This window comes from Stenotrophomonas sp. STEN030 (assembly GCF_056759995.1).
On the sequence record NZ_JBRREB010000054.1, the window covers coordinates 18,398 to 28,984 of the forward strand.

The window sequence follows — 10,587 nt, forward strand, 5'->3', positions numbered from 1 at the left end:
CTTCAGGAGCCCCCGCTCCCGAACATGCAGCTGCATCTACCCGCGTACCGCCCCCTTGCGATCACCGCCGCACAGCGGCTTTTCAGCCCAACTGCACGCTATTTCCCCAGCGCGCGGCGGATTTCCTCCAGTGCGCCCGGGTCGTCGAGTGTCGACAGATCGCCCGGGTCACGCTGTTCCGCCAATGCCTGCAATGAACGCCTCAGCAGCTTACCCGAACGGGTCTTGGGAAGCGCAGTGACGATATGTACCTGGGCCGGCCGCGCCACCGCGCCCAGCGAAGCTGTGACCTGCTGCATCATTTCCGCAGCCAACTGCTCGCCATCGTCGTTCGGCTTGGCTTGCTTCAAGGTGACGAAGACCAGCGGCACCTGCCCCTTCAGTTCGTCATGCACACCGATCACCGCCGCCTCGGCAACGCGCGGATGCGCGGAGATGGCCTCCTCGATCTCGCGCGTACCTAGCCGGTGCCCGGCGACGTTGATCACATCATCGGTGCGGCCAAGGATGAAGGTGTAGCCGTCTTCGTCGCGGATGGCCCAGTCCAGCGAGCTGTACAGCAGCTCCTTGAAGTGACCGAAGTAGCTCTTGAGAAAACGCTCGTCATCGTTCCAGATCGTGCTCATGCAGCCCGGCGGTAACGGCGGCTGGATCACCAGCACGCCCTTCTGCCCAGGCGGCACTTCAGCGCCACTCTGCTCGTCGATGACCTTCATTTTGTAGCCAAGATTTGGAAAGCCCGGTGAGCCGAACTTGACCGGTTTCATCTCCAGGCCAGGCAACAAGGTCAATGCCGGCCAACCGGTTTCGGTCTGCCAGTAATTATCGATGACCGGCTTGTGCAGCGCGCCGGTGATCCACTTCGCGGTCGGCTCATCCAACGGCTCGCCGGCCAGGAACAGGTACCTCAGCTCGGACAGGTCATGCCGATCGATGAAATCCACATCGTGCTTTTTCAGCACGCGGATCGCCGTTGGTGAGGAGAACATCGTACGCACGCCGTACTGCTCGCACAGCGCCCACCAGATGCCGGCATCGGGATTGATCGGCAGGCCTTCGTACAACAGCGAGGTGCAGCCACCGATCAACGGGCCATAGACGTTATAGGAATGGCCCACCGCCCAGCCGACATCGGAGGTGGAGAACATTACCTGCCCCGGCGCGCAATCAAACACCGTGCGCATCGACTGCGCCATCGCCACTGCATAGCCACCAACATCACGCTGCACACCCTTGGGTTTACCGGTGGTGCCGGAGGTATACAGCAGATAGCTGGGCTCGTTCGACTCCAGCCATTGCACCGGCACATCCACGTCGCCAACCTGCGCGCGCAGCTGTGCATAGTCTTCGTCGCGGCCGGCGATGCGTGGCTCGGCTGCATCCAGACCGCGCGAGACGATCAGCACTTTTGGGGGAGGCGTATTCGCTTCGGCACAGGCGGCATCCACCATCGCTTTGTAAGGAATGACCTTGCCACCGCGCAAGCCTGCATCGGCCGCGATCAGCAGTTTTGGTTTTGCATCGTCGATGCGCAGCGCCAGGTTGTGCGCGGCGAAACCACCGAAGACGACGGAATGCACCGCACCTATGCGTGCGCAGGCCAACATCGCGAAAACCGCCTCGGCCATGTTGGGCATGTAGATCACGACACGATCACCGCGGTCGACATCGAGCTTGAGCAGCACGGCGGCGAAGGCATTTACTTCGCGATGGAGATCGCGGTAAGTGAGCTCGCGGGTGACATTGGTTTCAGTGGAGATGGCGACCAGCGCCAACTGCTCGCCACGCTCTGCAAGATGCCGATCTACCGCGTTGTAGCAGAGGTTGGTTTCACCGCCCACAAACCAGCGCCGGAACGGCGGATTGGAATAGTCCAGGATCTGTTGCGGCGGGCGATGCCAGTGGATCGCCTTGGCTTCTTCGGCCCAGAAAGCTTCCGGTTCTTCAATGGAACGGCGGTAGATCTGCTCGTACTGCACGACACCCTCCGGTTACTGCCTGACTGTGTGCCGAGCATAGTCCGGAGGATGGCTTGCGCTCCTTGCGACGATGGTCTTAAGACCAAAGGCTCGGCGGCCGAAATTTCGGGACTATGGGCCTTGGGCTACGAGCTAAAAGCTTGCCCTCACCCCAACCCCTCTCCCGCAGGCGGGAGGGGGCTAGTGCACTAGCAGCCGAAGCTATCCGAGCCCCTCTCCCGCAGGCGGGAGGGGGCTAGTGCACTAGCAGCCGAAGCTATCCGAGCCCCTCTCCCGCACGCGGGAGAGGGGTTGGGGTGAGGGCAGGCCTTTGACTTTAGAAAGAGGACTCAGAAACAAACTCCAACGCCACCCCAGTCAGCGGATGCACAAAACCCAAGCGCCGCGCATGCAGGGAAACCCGCGGCGCAGGCCGCGCGCCATACATCACATCACCCACGATCGGATGGCCAATACTCGCCAGGTGCAAGCGCAGCTGATGGCTGCGCCCGGTCACCGGCTCCAGCTCCACCCGCGTGGTCTGTGCAGCGACATCACGCGCCAGCACCCGCCAACGCGTCAACGACGGCTTGCCCAGTTCAAAACTCACCATCTGCTTCGGCCGGTTCGGCCAATCGCAGATCAGCGGCAGATCAATCTCGCCGGATTCACCCTCGACCAGGCCCTGCACCAGCGCTTCGTAGCGTTTGCTGACCTGGCGCTGCTCAAACTGCTTGGACAAGGCAATCTGCATCGCCTTGCCACGTGCATACAGCATCAACCCAGAGGTCACCTGGTCCAGCCGATGCACGGTCAGCGCATCCGGAAATTCCAGCTGCAAACGCGAGATAACGCAGTCCTGGTTTTCCGGCAGACGCCCAGGCACGGACAGCACGCCGGCGGGCTTCTCCGCCACCAGCAGCGCCTCATCGATGTACTGCAGAGTCAGCTTCTGCAAAGCATCTTTCGTCAACCTGCATCTCCTCTCTCAACAGAAAAGCATGGACCGACCACCATTGCCATGCACTTCTTTATGGTTTGCATGAAAACGCCGGGCAGTGCCCGGCGTTTTCACCTGAACAACCAGTCTGATCACAGCAGCACTATCAGCGATCGGCCGCCTCGATCAGATACATCTTCACTTCCTGCAGGTCCAACGGGCTGGGCGCTTCTGGTGCGTCAAGCGCCAGGCTGGATGCCTCGGAGCGGTTGACGGCTACAGTTCGCGGCAGCCAGGATTTGCCTCGCAACGCCTGTCGTGTCATCCGACTGTATCGACCAACCAGGGTCACCTTGTATTTCCCAGCGGCAACGCCGCGCTGCACCTCCGCGACCCAGGCAAAACTCTTCGGCGCATCCATGTACGCACCATGCCCGGCGACAAGAACCGGCAGTTGCGAGGACGATAGCGCTTGATAGCCGAAGTCATTGCCTAGCTGGTCCTTGCCCTGCGAGATGGATGCCAACAAGCGATTGCTGCCATCGTCCCGCATCGGCATCAACAATGCCCTGCAGCGGTTCAGGTCGGTGGTCCACCCACTATGCACATCGTGAAACGGAATGCCTGGAAAGCGCTTATGGGCATCATTGCGCGCCTGGATAAACGCTTCCTTGGCCGGTGCGCTATAGATCAGGCCCCTGTCCCGTCGCTGCTGATAGGGCGCGCTGACCAAACACAGCAGCGCCGCGCCGATTGCCACGGCCGGGATCCAGGCTGGCACCTGCGAACGCGCCCAGCGGAACAAGCTCACCCCCAGGTGGGCGACAAGAATCGCCCCAGGAATTATCGAGGGCGCGTAGTAACGTTGCTGCATCACCGGCAATAGATACGTCTTGAGCGATGCCGAGCCGAAGCTGAAGTACAGCAGTGGCCACAGCCAGAAGCCGACCAATGCCAGCCAGCTCAATGCTTCGATGCGGGACATCTGCCCACGCCACCAGCGTGCGATCAGGTGCAGCGTCGACAGTCCGGCCAAGGCGAACAGCGCGGTCGTGTACTCCCCAAGCACAAACCTCAGTGTATGGAACCGATCAAGCACGCCGTGGCCCTGCGAGTCGACGAATCCGGCCAGGTCATGTGGGACCAGCAAACTGCCCACACTGGAATACCATTGCCCCGCCACACTCCTGAACAGCAGCGCCTCCAGCGCCAGCAGCAGCAGGAAGCCGGTACTGGCGATAGTCACATCACGCAGCAGGCGGCCAATGCCAGCACGCATACCGGCAAGGATCATCATTCCGGCCACCACCGGCATCAGCACGATGCCACTTTCCTTGATGGTGAAAGACAGGGCCATGCTCATACCCAACAGGAGTGCATGGCCTGCGGACACGCGCGACTGCACAGTTGGTGCAGATACCGCTTTCATCCACAGACACAGATATAGCAGCCCGACAATCAGGAAAAGCGTGGAAGAAAGATCCGGCAGCATGGCGCCGGCATACAAAAAGAACACCGGTTGAGCCACTGCCAACACGGTACTGAGCACCGATGCCAGTCGCCCCAGGAACTGCCTGGCCAGGTAATAGCCGGCCAGACCCAGCACCACGAAAAGCCCAGTGTAGGGAACGATCATCCATTCAAGGCTGCCACCGTTCTGGTACATCATCGCCCCCGGCAGCAAGAACACCGCCCTGCGCTCGGCCAACGATGCCACCGCGATGGGCTCGCCCAGCGCAACCTTGACCGCACCGATCATGTAACGGGTGTCGTCACTGCAATACAGGCCAGTGAAGAAGTAATAACCGACCAGTGCAAAGCAGGCCATGACCACGGCCGCGTAAGGTGCTTCCAGTTTCAGATTCCGCAATTCCCCGGCCTCCCGACCTGTTGCTGGTGTCGGCAGCGCCTGCCGACTCGATCAACGTGTAAAACGGTGCAGTACCCGTCGCGGGATCCTGCTGTAGTCGAAAGCAAAGAAGCCCTGCAACAGCACGAAGCCAACGATGGCCGCGATGCTCACCAGCGCCACCGTACCCGCGGGTGACTCAACCCCGCGCATCAGGTTGTGGTACCAGGTCCAGCCACCATGCGCGAGTGAAAAAAACATCAACACCACGCCACCCAGCAGCTGCACTGATGCCAGACTGAAGTCACGCAGGAAGTATTCATAGAAGATGCGCTTGAGGAAATTGCGTGCATGCGAGCGCAGGAAACGCGGGATTTCGCGCAGCGGGTTCAAACTGGAATGCTCATCGCCATAGACTGCGCGCATGGGCACATCGACCACCACCGCATCCATCAGGTGCAGCCGGAACAACAAGTCACTCTCGAAGAAATACCGCTTCTCAAGCTTGTCCAGTTCGACCTCGCGCAGGCAATCGGCATGAATGGCGGTGTAGCCATTGGTCGGATCGAAGATGTGCCAGTAGCCGCTGGACAGCTTGCACAGGAATGAAAGCGCAGCGTTACCCAGCAACCTGACCGGCGGCATCGAGGCGACGTCGCGGACATGGAAAAAACGGTTGCCTTTGGTGTAATCAGCCTCATTGGCAAGAATGGGCCGCACGAAACCTTGGATCAAGGCCGGGTCCATCTGCCCATCGGCATCCAGCTTCACGCAGATTTCGGCGCCCAGCCCAAGCGCGGCGCGGTAGCCGGCAACCATTGCGCCGCCCACCCCCTGGTTGTGCTCGTTGAAGACAACATGCACGCGCGCATCGGTGCACTCAGCCTGGACCCGGAGTCCCGTGGACTCCGGGCAGGCATCATCAACCACGATGACGAGGTCTACCCCGTCATCGATCCGGGAAATGACTCCCAGGATCGAGTCGCGGGCGCGGTACGCCGGAATGACAACGGCGATCTTCGCCTTCGCAACTCGATTTTCCATCATGAAAAGACTCAGCCCAGCAGGTCAGCGACGCCAGCGCGCTCTTCTTCCAGCTCGCCCAGGGTGATGTCGATGTACTTCTTGGAGAAGTCGTCGATCGGCAGGTCCTTGATGATGGTGTACTCGCCGTTCTCAGTGGTTACCGGGAAGCCGAACACGACGCCTTCCGGAATGCCGTAGGAGCCGTCGGACGGCACGCCCATGGTCACCCACTTGCCGTTGCTGCCCAGCACCCAGTCATGCACGTGGTCAATGGCGGCATTGGCAGCCGAAGCGGCCGAGGACAGGCCACGGGCGGCGATGATCGCTGCGCCGCGCTTGCCGACGGTCGGAATGAAGGTGTTGGCGTTCCATTCCTGATCGTTGATCAGCTCGCCGACCTTGGCGCCGCCGGTGGTGGCGAAGCGGTAGTCCGGGTACATGGTCGGGCTGTGGTTGCCCCACACGGTGAAGTGCTCGAAGCTCTCCACGGTCTTGCCGGTCTTGGCAGCCAGCTGGCTCAGGGCGCGGTTGTGGTCCAGGCGCAGCATGGCGGTGAAGTTGCGCGGGTTCAGGTCCGGCGCCGACTTCATTGCGATGTAGGCATTGGTGTTGGCCGGGTTGCCGACCACCAGCACCTTCACGTCACGCTTGGCGACGGCATTCAGCGCCTTGCCCTGCACGGTGAAGATCTTGGCGTTTTCCAGCAGCAGGTCCTTGCGCTCCATGCCCGGGCCGCGCGGACGTGCGCCGACCAGCAGGGCCACGTCGACGTCCTTGAAGGCCACCAGCGGGTCAGCGGTGGTCACCACGCCGGCCAGCAGCGGGAATGCGCAGTCTTCCAGTTCCATGACCACGCCCTGCAGGGCGGCCTGGGCCTTTTCGTTGTCGATTTCGAGCAGCTGCAGGATGACCGGTTGATCCTTGCCCAGCATTTCGCCAGAAGCGATGCGGAACAGCAGTGCATAACCGATATTGCCGGCAGCGCCGGTTACGGCAACACGAACGGGTGCTTTCATGGGGGTTTCCTCTGCTAAGAAGCGGGTGTGGGGTAAAGCCGGGCACGCGCAGCTGCGCTCGCCGGGCTGGAATCAGAAACGGCCACCTTGTCAGGTGGCCGTCGGAGTCAATCAGGCGGCGAGGATCTTGTTCCACTCGGCGACGCGGTCGGCCTTGGCGGCCAGCACGGCGTCGGTATCGCCTTCCAGGGTGATCTTGTTGATCGCATCGCCCTGCTGGATCGCGTCAACCACGTCCAGGCCTTCGAGCACCTTGCCAAACACGGTGTGCTTGCCATCGAGCCAGTCGGTCTTGATGTGGGTGATGAAGAACTGGCTGCCGTTGGTGTTCGGGCCGGCATTGGCCATGGACAGCACGCCGCGCTCGTGGCGAACGCCGTTCTTGGTTTCATCTTCAAAACGGTAGCCCGGGCCGCCACGGCCGGAGCCTTCCGGGCAGCCGCCCTGGACCATGAAGTCAGCGATCACGCGGTGGAACGCCAGGCCGTCATAGAAGCCGTGCTTCACCAGGTTGACGAAGTTGGCCACGGTCAGCGGTGCCTTGTCGGCGTACAGCTCGACCTTGATCGGGCCGCGGGAGGTGTCGAAATTGGCGATCAGCGACATGGGAAATCCTTAGTAAAGAAGACGACTCTCAATAGCCCGCTAGTTTACACCCGGCTCCGCCCGTGCTGCTGCCCTTCGCCGGCAGCCCGCCCGGAAGAAGTCTGAATGGGCTATCAGACCAGTCTGAACGGCAGATTTCGCACAACGCCGACATAGCGCTATAATGCTGGACTCATTTTCCCCATTTCACGGCACCGGCTGGCCGTCTTTCGCATGTCCATCGAAAATCTTCGCAACATCGCCATCGTCGCCCACGTCGATCATGGCAAGACCACCCTCGTCGACCAGCTGCTCAAGCAGTCCGGCACCCTGTCCGAGCGTACGGTACTCGCCGAGCGCGTGATGGACAGCAACGACCAGGAAAAGGAACGCGGCATCACCATCCTGGCCAAGAACACGGCCATTACCTGGGAAGACAAGAAGACCGGCATCAAAAACCGGATCAACATCGTCGACACCCCGGGACACGCCGACTTCGGCGGCGAGGTGGAGCGCGTGCTGTCGATGGTCGACACCGTGCTGATCCTGGTCGACGCGATGGACGGCCCGATGCCGCAGACCCGCTTCGTCACCCAGAAGGCCTTCGCGATGGGCTTCAAGCCGATCGTCGTGGTCAACAAGGTTGACCGCCCGGGCTCGCGTCCGGAGTGGGTGATCGACCAGGTGTTCGACCTGTTCGACAAGCTCGGCGCCACCAATGAGCAGCTCGACTTCCCGATCGTCTACGCCTCGGCCCTGAACGGCTATGCCGGCCTGGAAGATACCGTGCGTGACGGCGACATGACCGCGCTGTACGAAGCCATCATGCAGCACGCGCCGAAGCCGGAAGTTGACCCGGAAGGCCCGTTCCAGATGCGCATCAGCCAGCTGGACTACAACAACTTCGTCGGCGTGATCGGCATCGGCCGCATCCAGCGTGGCACCCTGAAGAAGGGCATGCAGGTTGCCGTGATCGACCGTGAAGGCAAGAAGCGCAATGGCAAGGTTGGCCAGGTCCTGGGCTTCCTGGGCCTGGAGCGCATCGAGCAGGACACCGCCGAAGCCGGCGATATCGTTGCCATCTCCGGTATTCCGGAACTGACCATCTCCGACACCCTGTGCCACCCGGAAACCCCGGAAGCACTGCCGGCACTGACCGTTGACGAGCCGACCATCTCGATGACCTTCCAGGTCAACAACTCGCCGTTCGCCGGCAGCAAGGACCTGTCCGGTGGCAAGTTCCTGACCAGCCGCCAGCTCAAGGACCGTCTGGACCGCGAGCAGGTCCACAACGTGGCCCTGAAGGTGGAGCAGCTGGAAGACGCCGACAAGTTCCTGGTCTCCGGCCGTGGCGAGCTGCACCTGTCGGTGCTGATCGAAACCATGCGTCGTGAAGGCTACGAGCTGGCCGTGTCGCGCCCGGAAGTCATCATCAAGCAGATCGACGGCCAGGCCATGGAGCCGATCGAGCAGCTGGTGGTGGATATCGAAGAAATCCACCAGGGCGGCGTGATGGAAAAGCTGGGCTCCCGCAAGGGCCTGCTGAAGAACATGGAAACGGATGGCAAGGGCCGCGTGCGCCTTGAGTACCAGATCCCGGCCCGTGGCCTGATCGGCTTCCAGAACGAGTTCAAGACCCTGACCCAGGGTTCTGGCCTGCTGTTCCACGTGTTCGACCATTACGGCCCGAAGGAACAGGGCGCCATCGCCAAGCGCCAGAACGGCGTGATGATCGCCAATGCTGCAGGTGCCACCCCGGCCTACTCGCTTGGACCGTTGCAGGAACGCGGCAAGCTGTTCGCCGCCGAAGGTGACAACGTGTATGAAGGCCAGCTGGTCGGCATCCACTCCAAGGACAACGACCTGACCGTCAACGCCATCAAGACCAAGCCGCTGACCAACATGCGCGCTTCGGGTAAGGATGACGCGATCCAGCTGACCCCTGCGATCAAGTACTCGCTGGAGCAGGCCCTGGACTTCATCGAGGACGATGAGCTGGTCGAGATCACCCCGAAGGAAATCCGCCTGCGCAAGAAGGGTCTGACCGAGAGCGAGCGCAAGAAGTCCTCGCGCGGTTGATGCGTTGACCAGCAACACGCCCTACAACCCGGATCCGCATGCGCATCCGGGACTGGCAGCCATCGCGCTGCTGGAAGCGGGAAAGGCCGTACTGGCCTTTCTCGCTGCGGCTGGCCTGGAAATCTCCGGGCCGGCTCCGCTTCGCAACATCATCAACGCCCTGATCCACCGTGCAGGTGGTGACCCCGAGAACGGCGCGTTCTCCTCGCTGCTGGGCATGATCACCCCCGATACCGTTCACCTCGGCGCCGCCGTACTGGTCGGCTACGGGCTGCTGCGCATGCTGGAAGCCTGGGGTTTGTGGCGCGCCAAGGCCTGGGCCTCATGGCTGGGCTGCATCTCTGCTGCGCTGTACCTGCCGCTGGACTTCTACGCCATCGTCAAACACCCCGGCTGGGCCTCGTGGCTGCTGCTGGCGGTCAACGTACTAGTCGTCTGGGTACTGGCCCGCGACCTGGGCAAGCGCCACCGCAAGCGGTAGTGCTCCACCTGTAGTGCCGAGCCATGCTCGGCATTGGCCTTTATCGATACCGCCCCTGCCGAGCATGGCTCGGCACTACATGTGCAATTTCGGCGCCGCGCAACATCACAGCTGCCAGCCCCATCTGCACCACGCATACGGATAGTCCTGCGGCCTTTCGCATAGCCCTGCCCTCACAGGATTGTGCAGCAGGTAGTTGGCCACACCTCGCAGCGACTCATCTCGCCTGATCGCGTGATCGTGATAGCCGGTCTGCCAGATCGATCCCGCACCGCCGATGGATCTTGCTGAGCGCGATTTCAGGCGCTGCAGGCAGGCGCCGAGCGATCTGGATTGAAGCTGCAACAGCCAATGTAGGTGATCGGGCATCACTACCCAGGCAAGGCTGTGGGCAATGCCGGCAAGTTCGCAATGATGGAGCGCTTCGATCACCTGTTCGGCGCTCTTCGGCCCAGCAAACAGCGGTACGCACCCGGCGGTTACCGTGGTGATTGAGTACACATTGCTGGGCAGCGAAACGCGCCCGAGGCGCAATTTTGGACTGGACATCGCTACAGCCTGAGGCTGGCGATCTAGTAGGTCCGTCAGGGATTCAAGGCTGCACCTGTAGTGGGGGGCGCGGGCGGGGGGTGGGCGGGGGGTGGGGGGCGGCG

The 10,587-nt window shown here is 61.8% G+C and carries 9 protein-coding genes; 2 read left to right on the forward strand and 7 right to left on the reverse strand.

What is annotated here, in order from left to right; all coding sequences use genetic code 11:
* Nucleotides 1–98 precede the first annotated feature (98 nt).
* The 6 genes from prpE to ACVOLR_RS16580 all read right to left on the reverse strand — a co-directional run bounded on the left by prpE (nt 99) and on the right by ACVOLR_RS16580 (nt 7,395).
* Entirely contained in the window at nt 99–1,979 is a 1,881-nt protein-coding gene (gene prpE, locus ACVOLR_RS16555; RefSeq protein WP_481537414.1) for a propionate--CoA ligase, read from the reverse strand.
* A gap of 316 nt (nt 1,980–2,295) precedes the next feature.
* On the reverse strand, nt 2,296–2,931 hold the full coding sequence (locus tag ACVOLR_RS16560; protein ID WP_481537415.1) for an RluA family pseudouridine synthase: 636 nt from the start codon (nt 2,929–2,931) through the stop codon (nt 2,296–2,298).
* 133 nt (nt 2,932–3,064) lie between these two features.
* Nucleotides 3,065–4,768 (reverse strand): hypothetical protein, encoded by a 1,704-nt coding sequence (locus ACVOLR_RS16565; RefSeq protein ID WP_481537416.1) that lies wholly within the window; start codon nt 4,766–4,768, stop codon nt 3,065–3,067.
* Nucleotides 4,769–4,819: 51 nt separating this feature from the next.
* Nucleotides 4,820–5,794, reverse strand: a complete 975-nt coding sequence (locus ACVOLR_RS16570) for a glycosyltransferase family 2 protein (protein ID WP_481537417.1) — start codon at nt 5,792–5,794, stop codon at nt 4,820–4,822.
* Between the two features lie 8 nt (nt 5,795–5,802).
* A complete protein-coding gene (locus ACVOLR_RS16575) occupies nt 5,803–6,789 on the reverse strand; it encodes a malate dehydrogenase (protein ID WP_481537418.1) in 987 nt (328 codons plus the stop codon).
* Nucleotides 6,790–6,900: 111 nt separating this feature from the next.
* On the reverse strand, nt 6,901–7,395 hold the full coding sequence (locus ACVOLR_RS16580) for a peptidylprolyl isomerase (protein ID WP_057629615.1): 495 nt from the start codon (nt 7,393–7,395) through the stop codon (nt 6,901–6,903).
* A gap of 213 nt (nt 7,396–7,608) precedes the next feature.
* Here ACVOLR_RS16580 and typA point away from each other — a divergent pair, with 213 nt between their 5' ends.
* A complete protein-coding gene (typA, locus tag ACVOLR_RS16585; protein WP_481537419.1) occupies nt 7,609–9,453 on the forward strand; it encodes a translational GTPase TypA in 1,845 nt (614 codons plus the stop codon).
* 4 nt (nt 9,454–9,457) lie between these two features.
* Nucleotides 9,458–9,934 (forward strand): DUF2127 domain-containing protein, encoded by a 477-nt coding sequence (locus ACVOLR_RS16590; RefSeq protein WP_481537420.1) that lies wholly within the window; start codon nt 9,458–9,460, stop codon nt 9,932–9,934.
* Between the two features lie 105 nt (nt 9,935–10,039).
* Here ACVOLR_RS16590 and ACVOLR_RS16595 read toward each other — a convergent pair whose 3' ends face one another.
* The gene (locus tag ACVOLR_RS16595; RefSeq protein ID WP_481537421.1) at nt 10,040–10,483 is read right to left on the reverse strand and encodes an REP-associated tyrosine transposase; all 444 of its coding nucleotides are present in this window, start codon (nt 10,481–10,483) and stop codon (nt 10,040–10,042) included.
* Nucleotides 10,484–10,587: the final 104 nt, after the last annotated feature.

Coding starts and splice junctions, on each gene's coding strand:
- ACVOLR_RS16570 (WP_481537417.1), bottom strand. CDS start 5,794: ATGATGGAAAATCGAGTTGCGAAGGCGAAGATCGCCGTTGTCATTCCG.
- ACVOLR_RS16575 (WP_481537418.1), bottom strand. CDS start 6,789: ATGAAAGCACCCGTTCGTGTTGCCGTAACCGGCGCTGCCGGCAATATC.
- ACVOLR_RS16580 (WP_057629615.1), bottom strand. CDS start 7,395: ATGTCGCTGATCGCCAATTTCGACACCTCCCGCGGCCCGATCAAGGTC.
- typA (WP_481537419.1), top strand. CDS start 7,609: ATGTCCATCGAAAATCTTCGCAACATCGCCATCGTCGCCCACGTCGAT.
- ACVOLR_RS16595 (WP_481537421.1), bottom strand. CDS start 10,483: ATGTCCAGTCCAAAATTGCGCCTCGGGCGCGTTTCGCTGCCCAGCAAT.